The organism is Terrimonas ferruginea DSM 30193 (genome assembly GCF_000425585.1).
GTDB classification, from domain to species: domain Bacteria; phylum Bacteroidota; class Bacteroidia; order Chitinophagales; family Chitinophagaceae; genus Terrimonas; species Terrimonas ferruginea.
Genome location: NZ_KE384398.1, coordinates 392,541 through 411,515, shown reverse-complemented (window position 1 = coordinate 411,515; position 18,975 = coordinate 392,541). Strand labels below are relative to the sequence as shown.

The 18,975-nt window shown below is 47.2% G+C and carries 17 protein-coding genes and 1 tRNA gene; 16 read left to right on the top strand and 2 right to left on the bottom strand.

Annotated features, from left to right (window positions below; all coding sequences use genetic code 11):
- Nucleotides 1–7 precede the first annotated feature (7 nt).
- The 16 genes from asnB (at nt 8) to H608_RS0113815 (ending at nt 17,274) form a co-directional block, all read left to right on the top strand.
- Nucleotides 8–1,915 carry an asparagine synthase (glutamine-hydrolyzing) gene (asnB, locus tag H608_RS0113890; protein ID WP_028788208.1) on the top strand — a complete coding sequence of 636 codons (1,908 nt, stop codon included), beginning with the start codon at nt 8–10 and terminating at the stop codon, nt 1,913–1,915.
- Entirely contained in the window at nt 1,903–2,985 is a 1,083-nt protein-coding gene (locus H608_RS23745; protein WP_028788207.1) for an acyltransferase family protein, read from the top strand. Before asnB ends, H608_RS23745 begins: the two co-directional genes overlap by 13 nt.
- Nucleotides 2,985–5,441: a DUF4838 domain-containing protein gene (locus H608_RS0113880; RefSeq protein ID WP_028788206.1), complete on the top strand. Its 2,457-nt coding sequence runs from the start codon at nt 2,985–2,987 to the stop codon at nt 5,439–5,441. Before H608_RS23745 ends, H608_RS0113880 begins: the two co-directional genes overlap by 1 nt.
- Before the next feature lie 5 nt (nt 5,442–5,446).
- A complete protein-coding gene (locus H608_RS0113875) occupies nt 5,447–6,547 on the top strand; it encodes a glycosyltransferase (RefSeq protein ID WP_028788205.1) in 1,101 nt (366 codons plus the stop codon).
- A gap of 11 nt (nt 6,548–6,558) precedes the next feature.
- On the top strand, nt 6,559–7,698 hold the full coding sequence (locus H608_RS0113870) for a glycosyltransferase family 4 protein (protein WP_162142884.1): 1,140 nt from the start codon (nt 6,559–6,561) through the stop codon (nt 7,696–7,698).
- A complete protein-coding gene (locus tag H608_RS0113865) occupies nt 7,691–9,079 on the top strand; it encodes a hypothetical protein (RefSeq protein ID WP_028788203.1) in 1,389 nt (462 codons plus the stop codon). The genes H608_RS0113870 and H608_RS0113865 overlap by 8 nt, the downstream gene beginning before the upstream one ends.
- Before the next feature lie 3 nt (nt 9,080–9,082).
- A complete protein-coding gene (locus H608_RS0113860; protein ID WP_051268330.1) occupies nt 9,083–10,279 on the top strand; it encodes a glycosyltransferase family 4 protein in 1,197 nt (398 codons plus the stop codon).
- A gap of 93 nt (nt 10,280–10,372) precedes the next feature.
- Complete coding sequence (locus H608_RS0113855) at nt 10,373–11,017, top strand: acetyltransferase (protein ID WP_038008450.1); 645 nt, start codon at nt 10,373–10,375, stop codon at nt 11,015–11,017.
- A 150-nt stretch (nt 11,018–11,167) separates the two neighbouring features.
- Nucleotides 11,168–12,142: an NAD-dependent epimerase/dehydratase family protein gene (locus H608_RS0113850; RefSeq protein WP_038008448.1), complete on the top strand. Its 975-nt coding sequence runs from the start codon at nt 11,168–11,170 to the stop codon at nt 12,140–12,142.
- 40 nt (nt 12,143–12,182) lie between these two features.
- On the top strand, nt 12,183–13,313 hold the full coding sequence (locus tag H608_RS0113845) for a LegC family aminotransferase (protein ID WP_028788199.1): 1,131 nt from the start codon (nt 12,183–12,185) through the stop codon (nt 13,311–13,313).
- Nucleotides 13,314–13,354: 41 nt separating this feature from the next.
- Entirely contained in the window at nt 13,355–14,011 is a 657-nt protein-coding gene (locus H608_RS0113840) for a sugar transferase (RefSeq protein WP_028788198.1), read from the top strand.
- Between the two features lie 65 nt (nt 14,012–14,076).
- The gene (locus H608_RS0113835) at nt 14,077–14,823 is read left to right on the top strand and encodes a tyrosine-protein phosphatase (protein ID WP_028788197.1); all 747 of its coding nucleotides are present in this window, start codon (nt 14,077–14,079) and stop codon (nt 14,821–14,823) included.
- A 131-nt stretch (nt 14,824–14,954) separates the two neighbouring features.
- A complete protein-coding gene (locus tag H608_RS0113830; protein ID WP_028788196.1) occupies nt 14,955–15,455 on the top strand; it encodes an RNA polymerase sigma factor in 501 nt (166 codons plus the stop codon).
- A 160-nt stretch (nt 15,456–15,615) separates the two neighbouring features.
- On the top strand, nt 15,616–16,194 hold the full coding sequence (locus tag H608_RS0113825; RefSeq protein WP_028788195.1) for a MarC family protein: 579 nt from the start codon (nt 15,616–15,618) through the stop codon (nt 16,192–16,194).
- 52 nt (nt 16,195–16,246) lie between these two features.
- Nucleotides 16,247–16,318 (top strand) — tRNA-Arg (locus tag H608_RS0113820).
- A gap of 257 nt (nt 16,319–16,575) precedes the next feature.
- Complete coding sequence (locus H608_RS0113815) at nt 16,576–17,274, top strand: DUF8184 family protein (protein ID WP_028788194.1); 699 nt, start codon at nt 16,576–16,578, stop codon at nt 17,272–17,274.
- A 55-nt stretch (nt 17,275–17,329) separates the two neighbouring features.
- Here H608_RS0113815 and H608_RS0113810 read toward each other — a convergent pair whose 3' ends face one another.
- Nucleotides 17,330–17,593 carry a DUF3892 domain-containing protein gene (locus H608_RS0113810; RefSeq protein WP_028788193.1) on the bottom strand — a complete coding sequence of 88 codons (264 nt, stop codon included), beginning with the start codon at nt 17,591–17,593 and terminating at the stop codon, nt 17,330–17,332.
- Nucleotides 17,594–17,719: 126 nt separating this feature from the next.
- Nucleotides 17,720–18,799 carry a serine hydrolase domain-containing protein gene (locus H608_RS22400; protein ID WP_081658900.1) on the bottom strand — a complete coding sequence of 360 codons (1,080 nt, stop codon included), beginning with the start codon at nt 18,797–18,799 and terminating at the stop codon, nt 17,720–17,722.
- Between the last annotated feature and the right edge of the window lie 176 nt (nt 18,800–18,975).

The following is an 18,975-nucleotide window of genomic DNA, read 5'->3' as shown; positions in this document are numbered from 1 at the left end:
CGACCTTATGTGCGGAATAGCCGGATACATTGATTATACGGGGAAAGCGGGAGACACCGAACTGAAGAAGATGACGGATGCACTTTCGTACCGCGGGCCTGATGCCTCGGGGCAGGAAGTCTTTTCCCTGCACAACGCTACGTTGGGACTTGGACACAGAAGACTTTCCATCATCGATCTTTCGCCACTCGGCAAGCAACCGATGTTTACGCCGGACCGCAGACTCTCTATTATATTTAACGGGGAAATTTATAACTACCGCGAGATTCGCGAAGAGCTGAGCGCTAAAGGACACGTGTTTATTTCCGGTTCAGATACGGAAGTAATCCTGCATGCCTACCAGCAATGGGGCGATGAATGCGTGAAGAAATTCACCGGCATGTTTGCCTTCGCCATTTTCGATGAAGAAAAACAAGAACTTTTTCTCAGCCGCGACCGCGCAGGTGTAAAACCTTTATACTATTATCAGCACAACGGATGTTTTTTGTTTGCATCCGAACTGAAAGCTTTTTTCACCTATCCCGGTTTTGAAAAAGCGATCGACCCGCAAGCGTTCAGGTTATATGTTCAATATACATTTGTTCCCGCGCCTTATACCATATTCAAACATACCTGGAAGCTGGAACCCGGCTGCAGTATGCGCGTGGACCTGAAGAGCGGCAATATTGCACAACAACGTTACTGGGATGTGCTGGACTATTATGGTCAGCCCAAACAAAAGATCGGCGATGCGGAGGCAAAAGAAGCATTGCGGCAGCGGCTCATAAAAGCCTGTGAGTACCGCATGGTCAGTGATGTACCTGTTGGAATGTTCCTGAGTGGCGGATACGACAGCTCGCTGGTAACGGCATTATTGCAAAGCGGCCGCTCCGAAAAAATCAAAACCTTTACGATTGGTTTTACCGATGCCAAATACAATGAAGCGCAGCACGCTGCCAAAGTTGCGGCGCACCTTGGCACGGATCACCATGAATTATATTGTTCTTTCGATGATGCAAAAGCCATTATTCCCGAACTGCCGGAATGTTATGATGAACCTTTTGCCGACAGCTCGGCCATACCCACCATGCTGGTCAGCCGTTTTGCGCGCAAACAGGTAACGGTGGCCTTATCTGCCGATGGAGGCGACGAGTTGTTTGCGGGTTATGAACGGCACGCGGCCCTGCTGGGCATTGCCGCGAAAAAAGACAAGATACCTGCAGCGTTAAGACCGCTCGCAGCCACCGTGCTGCGCAATACGCCGAAAACGGTGCTGAATAAAATTTTTTCAGGAAATATATCGGCTGATAACCTTGCCAAATACCTTGATTTTCTGCAAGGCAAAACCGACCTGACCGACATGATCGATTTTGCCAACCAGACGGCCGCTCCGGATACACTGGCCGGTTTGTTCACACAAGCAGCATCGCCGGTGGAACTGTTCCGCAAAAATGAAATAAGAAAATTGCCCGGCCGTCTCGATCAGTTGCTGGCCTTCGATTACCTGTCGTATCTGCCCGGCGACATCCTGACGAAAGTCGACCGTGCCACGATGCACATATCGCTGGAAGGCCGCGAGCCTTTACTCGATCATTCACTGATCGAATGGATTGCCACTTTGCCGGATGAAATGAAATACCGAAATGGTGTATCAAAATATCTGCTTCGCCAGATCGTACATGACTACCTGCCCCGTGAAATAATGGAACGCCCCAAAATGGGCTTTTCCATACCGTTGGTTAATTGGTTCCGTTCAGACCTGCGGCCGCTTTTTGATGAATACTTATCGGAGAAAAGCCTGGCCGCACATGGCCTGCTGGATCATAAGCAGGTAGCGAAGCTGCTACATGAATATTACAGCGGCGATAACTACAGGTTCACTTTATTATGGACACTGCTGATGTTCCAGTTATGGTATAAAAAATGGATGCAATAAAACCCGCGAAAGGATATACGTTACAATACCTGCAGGTGTTAAGGGGCATTGCCAGCTTATTGGTAGTGCTTATGCATGCAGGATTTACTTTCAAGTTCGTCAGCGGAAATACTTTCCTGGGAGATGTTTTTGCCTTTGGCGGAGCAGGAGTAGATATATTTTTCGTGTTGAGCGGATTCATTATCACCTATTCCTGTTTTCACCTGACATCCGACGCGCGCAATCTTCCCGGTTATTTACGGAGACGGTTCGTCAGGATCTATCCGCCCTACTGGGTTTTGTTTTTTGTATTCCTGGCGTTGCATTGGGTATTCTGGAGTCATTACGGTAATCATGATATTTTCCGCCTCGATAAAATGCTGGGCTCGCTTTTGTTGCTGCCCGGTCACGAAATGGTGAATGGTGTAAGCTGGACCCTGACCTGTGAATTATTCTTTTATGTCTTATTTGCCGGGTTTTTCCTGGTAAAAAGGAAGATCGTATTTGCGGCGGTACTGGCTCTTTACGGACTGTTACTTGTACTGATCGGTGAAACCGACAGAGGTCCCTGGATGACCATCCTGCTCTTTCCGATGAACATCGAATTCCTGCTGGGCATTGCGGTCGCTTTTCTGTGGAAGAAACTCAATGTTCGCCTGGCCAAAATTCTGCTGGTCGCCGGTATCGCCGGGTTTATAGCGGGAGGGTGGCTGGCCGTAAGAGATATCATGATCTTTCACGGTTCGCTCAACCGGGTGGTTATATTTGGCCTGCCTTCTTCTTTAATAATTATTTCACTTATCCGTTTGGAGACAGAAGGTGGCCTGGTCCGTCCTTCACGATTACTGCTCGCCCTGGGCGACGCCTCCTATTCTCTTTATCTTATCCACCTCCCGCTGCTGGCCGCCGGCATGCGGATCCTGGTGTCTGCCGGCATTACCGATGCAACGTTACTCCACGTTTTAACCATCCTTTTGATAATCGCCATCTGCGTGGCAGGCTTATTGTTTTACCGGTGGATTGAGCGACCACTCATCGGCTGGCTTAACAAGAAGCGACAGCCCGGACTGACGGTTGCAAAGGAACCATGATGAAAAATAACAAGCTTCTTATTGTTGTACTGAGTTTACTGCTGCTGTCCACCGGAGTGGTTCGCGCGCAGGAAACCGTGCGTGTTTATTTTGAAACCTCGGCTTCCCCGGAAGAGAAGGCATCGGCAAGGGAAGTTATACGTATTCTCAACGATTTCTATGGTCGCGTGATTGCCGACAGCATCAACCGGTTCAATGGCAAAGGCATTTATTTTACTACCCGCGACCGCGATAAGTTCAGACAGTATCCTTCCAAACTTTCTTCTTATGGCGATGAAGGTATTTATATAAAGTCCACCAATGCCTATGCTTATGTATGTGCCAATACGGCGGAAGGACTTCGCCAGGGCATGTATCGCTATCTGCAGCAATTAGGCTTCCGTTATTATTTTCCTAACCCCGCCTGGCATATTAAACCCACCAGTAAAAAAATATACCAGTCGTTTGAACTACTGACGCGACCGGATTTTGCCTACAGAAAAATTACACCGGGATGGGGCTATGGCTCCGACAGGCTGGCCGAACAATATTATTTCTGGGAACGCACCAATGGAATGGGCGGCAGTCTTCAGACCTATAATGTACATGCCTATTATGGATTGGTAGCAGACAATCGCGCAGCATTTGAAGCTAACCGCGATTATCTCAGCAAGCCGCTTGTCAATGGCAATGTGCAATGGGGCACAACATTGAACTATGGCCTTCCCGCAGTAAGCGAGCTTGCCTGGCGCTGGCTCGCCACGCAATTTGATGCAGCTGACCGTCGCGGCAAACCGGTGCCCATGCTTTCACTCGAACCATTCGACGGACCTTCTTATAGTGATCTCGCCGCCGCCCGCCGCGTAGGCAGCAATGCCAGCGACCAGGTGTTTTATTTTACCAACGAAGTAGCAAAGAAACTCCGCCGCACACATCCGGGTAAAAAGATTGGGATACTCGCCTACAACGATCATATCGACATACCGCGTTATAATCTTGAAGACAATATTTTTGTTACGCTGACGAATGGCTTCAATACATCGAAATATTCTACGGACGAATTGATCAGCCGTTGGAAAACGAAAACGAAGTCGCTGGGCATTTACATGTACTACAGTGTGTTTGAAAGCAACCGCGATCTGCCGGGTGCCGGCATGGCCGCGAGTTATCCCACTGTGGTATCGTGGATGAAAAAGCTCAGTAAGGCCGGTGTGTCGTCTTACCAGGCAGAAACAACTTATGCCTGGATCCCCAAGGGCATCGGACATTTTCTTACGGCAGCGCTTGCCTGGGATACCGGAACGGATACTGCTGCAGTATTGACTAAATTTTATCGCGATTGTTTTCCGCAAACCCAGTCGCGCATACGCCCGCTCTTCGAATCGTGGAATGGTAACCCACTGATCACCGAAAATGAATTATACAACTGGTTCTCCACCCTGCAAGCAGCCATGAACGAGTGCAACGATGCAGCGGAATTACAACGCCTGCAGCAAATCGGCCTGTACCTGCATTATGTGCGCTTGCAGAAAGAATATAGTGAGGTACCCGCTGCTCAAAGAAATCAGAAGACAACAGAATTGCTCGCCTATCTCGCAGAGATCATGGAAGAAGGTGTGGTAGCTTCTTATGCGGCGCTCAATATTATGCCGGGTGAAGCCGGTATGCCGGTCACTACCTGGGGTAATGAAATGCGCTCGGCTTATCGTACCAAGGCGGCGGTTAGTTTTCCCCGTAGCAAAAAAGACTGGCAGCAATACACACGCAGTTACCTTTCTACGCTAAAACGTACCGGAGATGTCCGGTTATATAATGCTGCCCCGTTTTTGTCGGCGCAGGAAGTAAAAGCGATGGGGGTACCAGGTGTTGTGCATCCGTTTGGTCCCTCAATGACTTTCCAGGGTAATATCATGATGCTGATCGATACAAAGCGTTCGGACTCCGCATGGATGAAACTGAAAGGTGGAAGGCTGAACCCATCCGGACGGCTAACTGTAAAAGTGTATCCGTGGAATAATAACCTCAGGCCGGGCGAAGCACCGCTTTCCGAAGCATACTATACCGCCAATGATGGCGAGGTAACGGTGGACTTCCGCAAACTGCAACGCAGCAAATACATTGTGGTCATCGAGGACAATGACGCGGCCGGTGTAACGGCTTACTTTCCTCATAAGCTGACTTATTCGATTGTGGCTTCTGCTACTTCACCGCTCCAGGGTGGATTTTATAATTATTTTTATTTCTATGTACCGAAAGGCACGCGCAAATTTTATATCTACAAAACAGACTGGATGCGTATTTACGATGCAGGAAACAAAATGAAAGAATCTCCGACAGCTGAAAATCTTCTTGAATTCAACGTAACCGATGCCGATGCGGGCTGGTGGTCTGTACACTACCAGATGGGGCGCCTGCACCTGCTTGGCGTTCCGCCGCTGATCAGCCGCGAACCACGGTATTTCTTTATGCCCGACTGATCTTTATGAGCCAGCAAAAAATCCTGCACATTCTTTATAGTGGCCTCGGCGGCCACGGAAATGTTTTCTTTTCGATCGTTAAAGGCGATAAGCAACAGGTCTTTCATACCGAAGCATTATTCTGCGGTATAGAAGAAGTGCAACCCGATTATGTGCGCAAATGCGAAAGCCTGCACATTCCCTATGTGTTCTTTAAAAAAAGTCCCGGATTGGACATGCCTACCCTGCGGCGTATATATGGACTACTGAAGAAGAATAAACCCGATACCGTTTTCCTGCACGGACCCACACTCATCCTGCCTGTGATCGCGTATAAATTATTCTCAAGAGGTAAACGGATCGTTGTCCGCGACACGCAGGCCCATCATCTTAAAACAAAAAAAGAATGGGTGTTCCTGGCGCTCGCCGGCTTGTTTGCCAACCGGTTGGTATTTCTTACAGAAGAGGCGAAAGAAGGGGCTGTAAAAAAACTGAAACTGCCTTTTCTCTTCCGGCGTACCAATATTATTCCCAATGGGCTGGATACGGATATTTATAAACCCGTGCCAGCGCGCAATATCGATCAGACGGTGGTCATTGGCATGCAAAGCCGTTTGCAGCGCATCAAAGATCATCCCGTGCTGCTCAAGGCATTTGCCCGACTCAAAGCTGAAATGCCCGGCTATCATCTGAAACTGAGAATTGCCGGTGATGGTGAAACCATGACGGAATTGAAAGAGCTGGCAAACTCATTGAACATTGCTGACGATGTGGACTTCTGTGGCATGTTGCCTGAAAAAGACCTGGTCGATTTCATGCAGTCGCTCGACATATACGTGCATGCCACGCACGGTGAAACGATGAGCAACTCCATCATGCAGGCAATGGCCTGCGGCCTGCCTTCGGTGGTGAGTGATGTATGGGGTGTGAACAATATGGTGACGCATGGCGAAAATGCATTGCTTTACACACCGGGCGATGCAAATGCTCTTTGCAATTACATCAAAGAAATACTGGAACACGAAGAACTACGCAAAAAGTTGTCGCTTAATGCACGGCTTCACGCAGAAAAAGAATTTTCACTGGAACGATTGTTCCTGAATTACCAGCCCTTGCTGCAAGGCTGATGAACGAATCCATGAAAGTATTACACGTTATTAATATCGGCGGTTATGGTGGTGCAGAGAAATTATTACTGCAATTACTTCCCGCACTAAATCAGCATTCGCAAACCGAATGCTGGATCGCTTATCAACAGGCAAACAGCGATGCGGCCCTGCGCATAGCCGGCGAACTGAAATCGATGGGGGTGGCGATTACCACACATGCTTACACGAAAGTGTATGAAAAAGGAATTTTTAAAACATTACAGCAAAAAATCGCCGACGGCAGGTACGACCTCCTGCACAGCCATCTCAAACAAGCCGATTTCTGGCTGGCGGTATTGAAATTCCGCCGCCGTATCGATGTGCCGGTGGTGAGCACCATGCACAGCTATACAGACCGGTATGAAAACAAATACGGTTTTAACGTTACCCCCAAAATATACCTGACTCCTTATTACCAGGTAACAAGATGGATTTACCGGCAACTGGACGGATTCATTCTTATTTCAGATATCGTCAGCCGTTTTTTTCAACAGGTCAATTTATTGAAAGGAAAAAAGAAAGCAATCATTCATCATGGCTATGAACAAAAAGAAATACTGCCTGTTCCGCTGCCTCCGTCGCAGGTAAGGATTGCACTTCCCGGCCGGTTGATCAGGCGGAAAGGACACGATTATGCTATTGAAGCATTTGGAAAAATACGGAAGCAATATCCGGAGGCAACCTTGCATTTTTACGGCATGGGCGTAAGGGAAGAAGAGCTGAAGCAAAAAGTGAAAGAAGCCGGTTTGCAGGAGCATATTATATTTGAGGGATACCAGCATAACCTGCTGGCAGAACTGCAAAAGGCTTCGGTGATCTGGATGCCTTCGTTGTGGGAAGCTTTTGGACTGGTATTCCTGGACGGATTTGCGGCAGGCGTACCGGTTGTGGCTTTTGACCTGGCCGCAGGAAATGAAATTGTGCAACATGAGGTAAATGGCTTGCTCGCAACACCTTATTCGGCGGAAGATCTGGCACAACAAACCCTGCGTTTACTGGCAGACCCTTCGTTGCGTGAACGTATTGTCATGGGGGGAAGAAAAGCACTTCATGAGCAGTTCAATATGGAAGGGATGACCCGGAAATATCTCGATTTTTATCAGCAGGTAATAAAAGCCGGCCATGAATGAAATAACTGACACAAGATTATTCAGGGATTCGGATTTTTATCTGGTTCCGCTTTGCCTGTTGCTGATGTTTATTTTTATGTACATCAAGCGCAGGAAGTACAACGGCCTCCAGATGCAGCGGTATTTTATACCGGCGCTCGTATGGCGGCTTGTATTCGTATTCTTCTATGCAGTGATCGTTCAGTACTATTATGGTGCGGGCGATACGCTCATGTATTATCGCGGTGTTACCGACATGTATCATGCCGTGTCGGACGACTGGAGCCACCTGGCAGATATTTTTCTGGTAGAGAAAATGGAGCCGTCCAATCCTATCTACACCTACTTCATGTACGACGGGCATTCGGTTACGCATTATTATATGGAAAATGCGGGCACGTTTGCCGTATGTAAGTTTGCGCTTCCCTTCTCCCTGCTGTTTGGCAATAGTTATGTATGTATCAGTTTCTGCCTCTCTTTGTTTTCTTTTGCAGGCTGCTGGCGCATTTATAAAATGTTTTGCGAAATGTTTCCGCGGTTGCAGTGGAAATTTGCGCTTTCCATTCTTTTCCTCCCGTCCATATTGTTTTGGGGCGGCTCCTTGCTGAAAGATTCGATCTGTATGGGATCGTTGGGCTTTGCACTTTACGCCGCCTACCAGATATTCTTTACCAAACGTAAAGTATTCGTTTCCCTCATCATATTACTGGCGTGTTGTACGCTGTTGCTTTATATCAAACCCTATATCCTGCTTTGCCTGTTACCGGCGTTTATCCTTTGGATGTTCCTGGGATTCCGCAAGCGCATTGCCGACAGCGGGGTACGCCGCCTGGCTACCTTATTCCTTTTCGCCGGCGCATTGGTAGGCGGAGTATTGTTGTTGGGTAAACTGACGCAGACAGAACTGGCTTCGCAATATTCAACCGAACGGATTGTGGAAACTGCGCAGGGTTTGCAGGATGAATACAGCAAACTCGAAGAATCCACGGGATCGGGTTATTCGGTAGGGCCGATTGGCGATTCTTTTGCCAGTTTGCTTCTTTTATTTCCACTGGGCGTGATCACTACGTTCTTCCGGCCATTTCTTTTTGAAGTGCGTAATCCGCTCATGCTGATCAGTGCGCTGGAGGCGTTCGCTTTTCTCTGCCTGATCTATATGGCATTCCGTAAAATAGGGTTCAGGCGTTTTTTCAAAACGGTTTTTTCCTCTCCCGTACTGGTTTTCTGTTTTGTATTTGCATTTGTGTTTGCCGGTATCGTGGGGGTTACCACCGCCAATTTCGGTTCCCTGGCGCGCTATAAAATTCCCTGTCTGCCGTTTTTCCTGATGATGGTTTTTATTGTAATGGATCAATCCGGAAAATTTTCGCCCTCTGTTGTTTTCGGAAGGCGTTTGTTTTAATTTATGAATAACACATCCCAACCGCTCCCCGATAGCCTGCAATCCGTAAAGATCATCCGTGTATCGACCGCCGGTCTTTTTCAGCATATCATTTTAAAGGGGCAATTAAAATATCTTTCCGCTTATTATGATATCGTGGCGCTGTCCGCACCGGATAAAGAACTGGACATTGTAGGGCAACGGGAAGGAGTAAGGACGATCGGTGTGCCGATGGAAAGAGAGATCGCACCCTTCCAAGACATAGCGGCCTTGTTCCGTTTGTGGCGTGTATTCCGCCGCGAAAAGCCGCTGATCATTCATGCCAGTACACCGAAAGGAAGCCTGCTTGCCATGATCGCCGGATATTTCGCCCGCGTGCCGGTGCGGTTGCTGACGCCAACAGGATACCGGTTCGTTGGACTAAGCGGAATGAAAAGGAAGATCGTGATCGCCCTCGAAAAGCTGACCTGCCGCTTTGCCACCGATATATGTCCGGAAAGCAATGGCGTGATCAAAACGATCAAAGAATACAACATTACGGCAAGGCCCGTTCAATTGATCGGCAAAGGATCGGTGAACGGGGTGGACACTTTTTTTTACAATAAAGAAACACTCGACCAAGGCAAACTTGCCGATATCCGCGGGTCGGTGGGGTACGATCCCGCTAACCGCTACCTGTTGTTTGTAGGCCGTGTGGTGAAAGACAAAGGTATCAGCGAACTGCTGCGGGCTTTCAGCCAACTGGGCGAAAACATCCGGCTCATTGTGCTCGGGCCGGTTGAAATGTCGGATCCCGTACAGCCTGATGTGCTGGAAATATTAAAAACCGATCCGCGCATCATCCATATCGACTGGACGGATGAAGTGCGTTATTATATGGCTATTGCGGATATGCTGATTCATCCCTCTTACCGGGAAGGGTTACCGAATGTGCTGCTGCAGGCCGGTTCGATGGAATGCCCGGTAGTATGTTCCGATATCAATGGCAACTCCGATATCGTTACGGACCATGAAACAGGCATACTGTTCCGCCCGCGGGACGAAAAAGAGCTGCTGGAAAAAGTGCAATGGGCACTGGAGCATCCCGGGGAAATGAAGGAATACGCACAAAACCTGCGCAACAAGGTGACTGCCGACTACGATCAGCAGGTGGTGCAGGAGGCGCTGAAAAGCAAATATGCCGAACTTGCCGGCCGGATATCAAAAGGTAGCAAGGGATAAAATCGTTAATGGTATTATCTTTGCGCGGCGGGATGCCGCAGACATGCACAAGCTTTCTTACCTGATCTGCCGGACTTACGCGGATAAAATCATATGCAAATAACGCCAGACAAACCTGTCGCGCTCATTGGTTATTCCGGCCACGGTTATGTGGTGGCGGATGCCGTGCTTCGTGCGGGAGGGAAGATAGCGGGTTATTTTGACAGGGAGGAGAAAGAAAAGAATCCGTTTGGTCTGGCTTACCTCGGACCTGAATCAGGGGAAGAGGCAAAGACTGTATTGGAATCGGCTGATTATTTTGTAGCCATCGGCGATAACCAGTTGCGGAAGCGCATCAGTTTAACGCTTGCCCAAATGACCGGCCGGTCTGCCACATCGGTCATTCATCCCTCTGCCGTTATCAGCCCCACTGTGCTGCTGGGCACCGGCATACTGATAGCCGCCAATGCCACCCTGAATCCATTGGTGGCAATTGGTGAAGGGGTGATCTGCAATACCTCCTGTAGTATCGACCATGAATGCCGGATCGGCGCGTATGCGCATATCGGTCCGGGTGCGGTGCTGAGCGGAAATGTAACGGTGGGAGAAAATACTTTTATCGGTGCCAATGCGGTGATCCGGCAGGGCATAACGATCGGCAGCAATGTGATTGTTGGTGCGGGTTGTGTGGTGGTGAAGGATGTGGAGGATGGAGTGGTTGTGGTGGGCAATCCGCAGAAAGTGATAAGTAATAAGTAGTAAGTAATAAGTTGTAAGTAATAAGTTTTAAGTGTGAGGTAATAAGTATTAGGTATTAAGTAATTGGTAACCATCTTTGGCTGTTTTATTGACGATTCACGATTGACCATTTACTATTCACAATAACAACATAAACGGCAAATAAAAAATATGAAAAAAGTTCTCGTTACAGGTGGAGCCGGATACATCGGTTCTGTTCTCGTTAGGATTTTGTTAGATAAAGGATATAATGTACGCGTAATGGACTCGCTCAAGTTTGGCGGCGATGCATTGTATGATGTATCACAACACCCCAACTTCGAGTTTGTAAAAGGTGATATCCGCAATGAGGAGGATATCGATAAAGCTATTGAAGGTATCGACGGCATCGCACACCTCGCCGCCATCGTAGGCGACCCCGCCTGCTCCAAATTTTCCGATGAAGCAAATGAAGTAAACTGGAGCGGTTCCGTTGCTTTGTTTGAAAAGGCAGAAAAAGCCGGTGTAAACCGGTTTGTGTTTGCGTCTACCTGCAGCAATTACGGCAAAATGGCCGATCCTGATTCCTATGTTGACGAGCAATCAGAACTGCGCCCCGTATCGCTGTATGCCGAACTGAAAGTGAAATTTGAAAACTACCTGCTCAATGAGCGCAAAGACGCGCGCATCTGTGCCACCGCTTTGCGTTTCTCTACCGTATATGGTTTCTCCCCCCGTATCCGTTTCGACCTTACGGTGAATGAATTTACCCGCAACGTTTGCCTTACCGGCGAACAGGAAATCTGGGGCCCGCAGTTCAGCCGTCCTTATTGCCACGTAGACGACCTGGCACGCGCAGTAGTGCTGGCACTCGAAGCACCTGCGGAAAAAGTAAAAGCCAACGTATACAACGTAGGTGATACAACCGAGAACTACAGCAAGCGTATGCTGATGGAAGAAATCCAAAAGCAAATCCCGACCGCAAAAGCGATCTATGTAGAACGCACCGAAGATCCGCGCGACTACCGCGTTAACTGCGATAAGATCCGCGATGAACTCGGCTTTACCATTACCAAAAAAGTCCCCGATGGTATCCGCGAGATCATCAAACTCATGGACTCCGGCATGATCACGGACGCGCATTCTGCCAAGTTCCGCAACATCTGATCGGCTATCCATTCTTAATCATTATCAAAGCACCACACTGATGTTATTATTATCAGGTCCCAATATTGCCGGCAACGAATGGAAATATGTAAAAGACTGTCTCGATACGGGATGGGTTTCCTCCGTTGGTTCTTATGTGACGCAATTTGAAAACATGGTAGCCGAATTTGCAGGCTGCCGTTACGGCGTAGCAACAAGCAACGGTACATCGGCACTGCACATCGCCTTGCAACTGGCCGGCGTGCAGGACAACGACTACGTGATTGTTCCCAATGTAACCTTTATTGCTTCCGTTAACTCCATCAAATACACCGGCGCCGATCCGATCCTGATGGATGTGGATCCAGGTACCTGGCAGATGGACCTGGAGCTGTTGCGCGAATTCCTCGAAAAAGAAACCAGCCAGAAAGGCGGCGAGCGTGTGTACAACAAAACAGGTCGCGTTATACGTGCGATCATGCCCGTACACGTACTCGGTAACATCTGTGATATGGACACGTTGATGGACATCGCCAACACATACCAGATTAAAGTGGTAGAAGACTCAACAGAATCGCTGGGTTCTTATTATAAGGGAAAACATACCGGTGGTTTTGGTTTGATGGGTACATTCAGTTTCAACGGCAACAAGATCATCACTACCGGTGGTGGTGGTGTGATCGTTACCAATGATGAAGCGCTGGCGAAAAAAGCCAAACACCTTACTACGCAGGCAAAGAGCGATCCGTTTGAATACATTCATGACGAGATCGGTTATAATTTCCGGTTGGTGAATGTGCTGGCTGCCATGGGTGTGGCGCAGATGGAGCAACTGCCTGGTTTCATTCAAAGGAAAAAAGAAGTAGATGCGCTTTACCGCAGCGAGCTGCAGGGCGTAGGCGACATCAGTTTCCAGGAAGTGAAAAGCGAGGTGAACCCGAACTGCTGGTTGTTTACATTCAAAACAGAAAAACAACGCGATGTATTGAAAGTGCTCAATGAAAACCAGATGCAATCACGTCCTTTCTGGGTGCCGATGAATAAACTGCGGATGTTCAAAGATGATGTGTATTATCATCATGACGACAAATCTGATTACATCTATCAGCGTTGTCTGAGCATTCCCTGTTCAACTAATATTACGGACGATGAAGTAAAGGCTGTAGCCGAAAAGATCCGTTCAATTTATTAAATAATGACGGCGGGTGAAAGCCCGCCGTTTTTCTTAGTTATATGTACCTCGCTATCAAACGTTTTTTTGATTTTCTATTTGCCCTTACCGGATTGATCATTCTTTCCCCGTTGCTGATACCGATTATGTTGTTGTTGAAATTCACCGGTGAGGGGGAGATCTTTTATTTTCAAAAAAGAGTAGGTTATAAAAACCGCGAATTCTCCATCTGGAAATTTGCCACGATGCTGAAGAACAGTCCCTCGATCGGTACCGGAGAAATTACGCTGCGCAATGATCCGCGTGTAACCAAAATCGGTAAGTTTCTCCGTATGTCGAAGCTCAATGAATTGCCGCAGCTATTCAATGTACTGCGTGGCGACATGAGCCTGGTAGGAGCGCGTCCGCTGATGAAAAAAAGCTTTGATCATTATCCGGCAGAAGTACAGCAGGTGGTATATAACACGCTGCCGGGCATCACCGGTATTGGTTCGGTGATCTTCCGCGACGAAGAAAAAATCATCTCCGACAGCAGTGATATCCAGGAAGCTTACCGGAAAATATTTGGCTACAAAGGACAATTGGAGCAATGGTACCAGGCGAACATATCGTTCTATACGGACTTCATGATCCTGTTTCTCACTGCCTGGCAGATTATTTTCTCCGAAAGCAAACTGGTATATAAAGTATTCCCGACGCTGCCACCGCGCAAGTTTTAATAATTTGTTTACTACTGCAATCAACGGAATCGCGTTAACTTTAGCAACGTAAAATCCGCCACTTTATGTTCCGCCTCTTTTCCCGTTCACCCAAAAAAGAATCAAATGCCTTTGACTATTCGGTATTAGGAGCCGATATGCATTCGCATTTGCTGCCGGGCATTGATGATGGAGCGCCTGACCTGGAAGCATCGTTGCAACTGATCCGGGGTATGGAAGCGCTCGGCTACCGCAAGCTGATCACTACTCCGCATATTCTCTGGGACATGTATAAGAACACCCCTGACACCATTCAGCGGGCATTGGATACGGTACAGGAGGCATTGGTAAAGGAAAATATCGGTGTGGAGCTGAAAGCGGCAGCCGAATACTATATCGACGACCATGTGGAGGGGCTGCTCAGTCGCAAAGAACCATTACTCACGCTCAGCGACAATATGGTGCTGGTGGAATTTTCGATGGTGCATCCACCAATGGGAGTAAAAGAGGTGTTGTTCGAAATGCAAATGCAGGGATATCAGCCGGTTATCGCGCATCCTGAGCGATACAGTTACCTGGTACGTAACAAGGAATTCTACGACGAGTTGAAGGAGGCGGGCTGCCTTTTTCAATTGAACATACTCTCTTTAAGCGGTGGATATGGCCGCACGGTAACCGAACTGGCGGAATACCTGCTGAAGCACGAATTCTACAGTTTGGTGGGTACTGATCTGCACCATTCCCGCCATTTAGACGCGCTGCACAACCCGGTATTGGCGTCCACCCTGCAGAAAATGCAGGAAACAGGCCGGTTACTCAATTCAAGGCTGTAAAACCGGCACAAATGAAATGCGGTTAGGTTTTTGTGACAATGTGAATAGCTCGTTAAAACAGTTTAATGGTTAAACATTAATTATGCTGAACCGGGTAAAATCACTAAATTTGGTCAACTAAATTGACGGTTATGGCGAATACGGAATTCAATGACATGCTGGTGGACAATGCGGATTTTCTTAAACCTTTTGCGATAAACCTCACTAAAGACGCGGAAGCCGCGAATGATTTATACCAGGAAACGCTTTATAAGGCGCTGGCCAATCACGAAAAATACAATGCAGGAACGAATATCAAGGCATGGTTATTTACGATCATGCGCAACATATTCATTAATGATTACCGTCGCAAGGCCAAGCGAAAAACGGTATTTGACAATACATCGGAAGACTTTCTGCTCAACCTGAAGCAGGCTTCGGTACCAAATGGTGCGGAGTCGGTGTTGCGTGAAAAGGAAATCCGCACGGCGATCGACGAATTGCCGGAGATCTTTAAAGTGCCTTTCCTGTTGTATTTTGACGGATACAAATACCAGGAGATTGCGGAATACCTGAACGAACCGCTGGGTACGATCAAGAGCCGCATTCACTTTGCGCGCAAGCTGTTGAAAGAACAGATCAGCCGGTATTAGGAAGTAATAAGTTATAAGTACTAAGTTTTAAGTTAGGCATGGCTTTCGGGTCGTGCCTTTTTTGTATCGATAGGGGAATAAGTGAATGGGCTATTTAACTTACAACTTATAACTTAAAACTTAATACCTTCCCTCGCTATCTTTGCCCAAAATCCCCTCGATGAATTTCAATTTTGGAGAACTGCTGACGGTCAGTTTTACGCTATTTGCGGTAATCGATATAATAGGATCGGTGCCGATCCTGATCAGTCTGAAGCAGAAGATGGGAGGAATGCGGGAATTCCGGGCCACCACTATATCCGGGGCGTTAATGATCCTGTTTCTTTACCTGGGCCAGGCCTTTCTGCAGGTATTGGGACTGACGGTGGAAGCGTTCGCCGTAGGCGGATCGATTGTGATCTTTATATTGGGGCTGGAGATGGTGTTGGGGATAGAATTTTTCAAAGGGGATGGTGATGTGAAAACGGCCACGGTGGTGCCGATTGCTTTTCCGCTGATTGCGGGATCGGGTACGCTTACCACGATCATGTCGCTCAAGGCCAACTATGGCAACACCACCTTGCTGATCGCCATTGTGCTCAACCTGATCATCATCTATGTGGTGTTAAAATCCCTGTCGCCGATTGCACGGTTATTGGGTTCGGGTGGCCTGACGGCGGTGCGTAAATTCTTTGGTGTAATACTATTGGCGATAGCGGTGAAGATCTTTGCCGCCAACGCTTCGCAACTGATAAAATGATGGCAAATAGCCAAAATGCGGCTATATTTGCGGCCCGGTTAATTCCGGAACCGGCCTCGTAGTACAATGGATAGTATAAGAGTTTCCGAAGCTCCAGATACAGGTTCGATTCCTGTCGAGGCTACTGAACCGGAAAGGCGCAAAACTTTTGTCGCTTTTCCGGTTTTTTCATGCCTGAACCCCGTCGGGCCCCTCTACAGCCTCTCTTGCAAATAGTGCGTCCATTTCCATGAGCGTTGCGAAAGTTTTTCGAATAATACCGCTTCCGTTACTTTTGGTTTCGATTGCCCATAGGCCTACCGCTGACTGATTTATTTTGATAGAAGTGGAAAAAGGTCTAGGGAGTCATTGATGCTTAGATAAACACAAACACAAAAAAATATGGAAACAGTTAAATCCGTCGCAGGCGAAGTTGTGTTTTTGTTAGATCCCGGTAAGTTATGGACACGCATAGATATCATAACCGGTGAGAATTTCAGGACGCTAAAGGGCGGACGTTTTATGCTGAATGAAACACCTTTGATTGACGCCTCGCTGGTACCTTTTTCAAATTTACATATCGACAATAAAAGCATGAGCTTTCAGGCGAAGGTTCAAAAAATCGATACGAATTTTGAGGTAGATCTTTCTAAAAATAAGGCAGCATCCCTTATTGCCAACTTTGTCAAAAAATACAATGAAGAGCAATGGCAGATCTCAACAGGTCATTTTAATTCGGTACTGATAAAAATCGAAAAAAAATACTTAACCATTCGTGTAGAGTATGTCCGGGAAGATGACGTCAATATCGATAACAAAAACTGGTTGATCATAAGCTTCAATGAGTATTGCAATTATGTACAAATCAAAGAGCCATCCGTATCCCAAAAGCGATTTGAAAGTATAAAAGCTGTAACGCTTGATCATTTTAAATTACGCGTGGAATGTAGTGGCAGGAATGTATGGGCGGCGGAGGAGGAGGACGATGAAGAGGGATATAATTATGAATGGGATTTGGATATTCAACCCGAGTTTCAGGAACTAATCATGGGGTTGCTGGATATCGGGATCCAGTCACAACGTAAAAAGTTTAATGCTTAAAGCCTGAAAGTTCAGGGCTATGCAGCCCTGAACTTTCAAGGTTCCGGAACCAAAATCATGGACATTCAGGCAGGCTTAATAGATTGTCCGGTGTGTCGCCGTCGTTTTCTGTTTTCACATACTCCACGCCATTTCTTTTGGCAACGATCAGGTAGACTTTGTGTGTGCCTTGTTGTACATAATAACTATCTCTGGTTTTGTTGATATCCTCAATAGCTTGTTGTACAGTGATTTTCTTACCGCGCCAGCCGATATGTGTGATCCGTTCGTAGGCACTGGCTCTGTTATTCTTGTTGATGCAGGTCACTTCCTGTGACATAAGATAAAATTTAAGGTTAATAGAAATGTTTTTCTAATACCTCTAAGCTATGCTACAACATGCCAGTACGAAACACGAGACACGAAATACAGGAAAAATCCCCTCCCTGCACATTTTACCAAGTAATCATTTATTTTTCAATACGCCATAAATGCCGGTTGCGATTTTGTAAAGTCCCGGTCCTGCGGTGTCGTCTTTCTGATTGGATAATATCACCACTTCAATTTTTTTGAGCGGATACATTACGCAAAAACTCCGGAAGCCCGGAGTGCCTCCGTCAATTCTCAGGTACTGATCCCAACTCCAGTTTTTGCCTACTTCCCATTGAAATGCATGGGCTCCCTGATCTACGTCCCCCACGATGATGCGATGTGATAATCTTACCGGGGCGGCATTTTCCAGATTCTGATAGTGCAGGTATTTTAGCAGGTCTGCTACACTTGACCGGAGGCTGCCAGCTCCTGGTACGGAAACCGGCGTTGCCTTTTCCTCTTTACCATCCACACCATAACCTTTCAGTTGAAATTTTAATTCTTGCTCCTCAAAGCGCAATCCCGTTTCATACATCTTAAGCGGTCCTGTGATATACCGGCGAACCAGATTGGCATAACTGGTTTGGTAAATTTTTTCCAGTATAAGCCCAAGCAGTTGATACCCGACATTGGAGTAACTGTACCGGATACCTTTCAATGAATCCAGCTTCACGTTTTGCAATGCGTCATAAAAAGTTCGTTCTTCGATGTTATCGGAAAAGCTGTTGGGGAGTTGCGACGTATGCGCCAGTAAATAGCCAATTCTGACTGGTTCACCTGATAGATACTGCAGGCCGGAAAAACTCCCGGGAAGATATTTGCGGATATCATCGTTCAGCGTAAGTCTTCCTTCGATGAGGGCATGGGCCGCAAGTAGTCCTGTAAAAGTTTTTGTTATTGAACCGATCTCGTAGATAGATTTTGCTGTTGGCAACTGACCTGATCCGGGGCCCGTTTCGCCATAATTATAAGTGTAAGATTTTCCGTCACAACCAACGCCGATCGACACGCCAACACGCTGCCCGTTTTTCATATAAATCTTCACCAACTTGTCCACTGTGGAATCGAGCCGTGACTTCATGGGGTTGTCACTTCGCTGGCCTATGCAACAATTTGTCAGGGCAACCACCGCTATTCCGCAGACAAATTTCTTTAGCATTATTTTCCTGTTCATTCGTAAATTTTTTCGTTCAAAAGACGAAGGTGATACAATGTACGAATATTATCGTATTATTTCGATAATCTAAACGTCATTTATGTGGTGTTTTAAATAATTGTAGCGATTCTACGGTTATTGGCCTGCGCTGAACATGACTGAGCAAGAATGATTTCCCTTTTTTTGGTAAATTT

Bases quoted from the DNA above. Each gene is read 5' to 3' on its own strand.
- asnB (WP_028788208.1), top strand. From the start codon at position 8: ATGTGCGGAATAGCCGGATACATTGATTATACGGGGAAAGCGGGAGAC.
- H608_RS23745 (WP_028788207.1), top strand. From the start codon at position 1,903: ATGGATGCAATAAAACCCGCGAAAGGATATACGTTACAATACCTGCAG.
- H608_RS0113880 (WP_028788206.1), top strand. From the start codon at position 2,985: ATGAAAAATAACAAGCTTCTTATTGTTGTACTGAGTTTACTGCTGCTG.
- H608_RS0113875 (WP_028788205.1), top strand. From the start codon at position 5,447: ATGAGCCAGCAAAAAATCCTGCACATTCTTTATAGTGGCCTCGGCGGC.
- H608_RS0113870 (WP_162142884.1), top strand. From the start codon at position 6,559: ATGAAAGTATTACACGTTATTAATATCGGCGGTTATGGTGGTGCAGAG.
- H608_RS0113865 (WP_028788203.1), top strand. From the start codon at position 7,691: ATGAATGAAATAACTGACACAAGATTATTCAGGGATTCGGATTTTTAT.
- H608_RS0113860 (WP_051268330.1), top strand. From the start codon at position 9,083: ATGAATAACACATCCCAACCGCTCCCCGATAGCCTGCAATCCGTAAAG.
- H608_RS0113855 (WP_038008450.1), top strand. From the start codon at position 10,373: ATGCAAATAACGCCAGACAAACCTGTCGCGCTCATTGGTTATTCCGGC.
- H608_RS0113850 (WP_038008448.1), top strand. From the start codon at position 11,168: ATGAAAAAAGTTCTCGTTACAGGTGGAGCCGGATACATCGGTTCTGTT.
- H608_RS0113845 (WP_028788199.1), top strand. From the start codon at position 12,183: ATGTTATTATTATCAGGTCCCAATATTGCCGGCAACGAATGGAAATAT.
- H608_RS0113840 (WP_028788198.1), top strand. From the start codon at position 13,355: ATGTACCTCGCTATCAAACGTTTTTTTGATTTTCTATTTGCCCTTACC.
- H608_RS0113835 (WP_028788197.1), top strand. From the start codon at position 14,077: ATGTTCCGCCTCTTTTCCCGTTCACCCAAAAAAGAATCAAATGCCTTT.
- H608_RS0113830 (WP_028788196.1), top strand. From the start codon at position 14,955: ATGGCGAATACGGAATTCAATGACATGCTGGTGGACAATGCGGATTTT.
- H608_RS0113825 (WP_028788195.1), top strand. From the start codon at position 15,616: ATGAATTTCAATTTTGGAGAACTGCTGACGGTCAGTTTTACGCTATTT.
- H608_RS0113815 (WP_028788194.1), top strand. From the start codon at position 16,576: ATGGAAACAGTTAAATCCGTCGCAGGCGAAGTTGTGTTTTTGTTAGAT.
- H608_RS0113810 (WP_028788193.1), bottom strand. From the start codon at position 17,593: ATGTCACAGGAAGTGACCTGCATCAACAAGAATAACAGAGCCAGTGCC.
- H608_RS22400 (WP_081658900.1), bottom strand. From the start codon at position 18,799: ATGAACAGGAAAATAATGCTAAAGAAATTTGTCTGCGGAATAGCGGTG.